The sequence below is a fragment of the Streptomyces sp. NPDC127092 genome (assembly GCF_042722475.1).
GTDB lineage: Bacteria > Actinomycetota > Actinomycetes > Streptomycetales > Streptomycetaceae > Streptomyces.
Window position 1 is genome coordinate 1 of sequence record NZ_JBHXFE010000337.1, and the last position, 1,162, is coordinate 1,162.

The window sequence follows — 1,162 nt, forward strand, 5'->3', positions numbered from 1 at the left end:
GGGCAGCGCGGTGAGGAACATCGAGGCCGGCGGGAGGCCGATGCCGAAGATCGTGTACCCGGCGAAGAGGCCTGCGAAGTCCGGGGTGTTGAACCCCCACTCGATGGTCGGCCAGGGCGCTTCGCCGGCCAGGGGTGCGATGACCACGGCCAGGAGGATCACCGGGAGGATGCCCAGGTTGCCGATCGTGCGCCACATCGGGTTCTTGGTCCGCATCGCGGTGAACCGGCTGGAGAAGAGCAGGAGGAAGGCGATCCCCACCGCGATCGTGATGGTGACCGGGAAGGTCTCGAAACGCCCTCCGGCGACGAAGAGTGACTGGACGGCGGCGATTCCCGCACCCACCAGGACGCCCGCCTTGATGGCGGAGGGGATCAGCGAGACCACCTTGGAGGCGAGTCCCGTCGCACCCAACGTGATGGAGAAGACGCCCAGCATGAACTGGAACGCGATGAGTGCATGCACACGCTCCTCCCCCTCGGGGAACGCTGAGCAGTAGGCCATGACCAGCGGGATCGCCGGGGTGATCCACCCGGGAACCACCGGGTCACCGAGGAGGTGATGGGTGAGGTACAGGAGGCCGTTGAACACGACGACGGCGAGGGCCACCTCGAACGGCATGCCGAGCAGTTCGATCATCAGAGGGATGGCCGCCAGGTCCACGGCGCACATCAAGAGGCCCTGGACGTAGTCCGGCCACTCGAAGCGGTAGTGCACGAACGGCAGGCGGATCTGGAAGGGCCCTGCCTTCCAGTGCGGGGAGACTTCCCCGATGCCTTCCTCGTCCAGCGAGTGATGCGCAGTAGTCGTCATGTCCGTGGCCTTCAGTATTCGATGATCTGACGGACCGCACGGCCATCGGCCAGCTGGTCCATCGCTTCGTTGATGTCGTCGAGCCGCATGGTCGCGGAGACGAGCTTCTCCACGGGCAGCCGACCTTCACGCCACATCTGCTCGTATCGCGGGATGTCGCGAGCGGGCACGGAGGTGCCCAGGTACGAGCCGATGATCGTGCGGGCCTCACCCGTGATGGTGAGCGGTGAGATCTCCGCCGTCTGCTCCGGCGAGGGAAGCCCTGCCGTGACGGTCCTGCCGCCCGGCGACGTCGCGTTGAACGCCGTTGTGAAGGCCGCCGGATGGCCGGCGCACTCGACGGCGTGGG

The 1,162-nt window shown here is 66.7% G+C and carries 1 protein-coding gene and 1 pseudogene; both read right to left on the bottom strand.

Annotated elements, in window-relative coordinates; translation table 11 throughout:
* Window positions 1–813 (bottom strand): annotated as a pseudogene (locus tag ACFWJO_RS40205) (hypothetical protein); the annotation flags it as partial.
* Between the two features lie 11 nt (window positions 814–824).
* On the bottom strand, window positions 825–1,162 hold a 338-nt coding region (locus ACFWJO_RS40210; RefSeq protein ID WP_386873300.1), incomplete at its 5' end, for a zinc-binding dehydrogenase.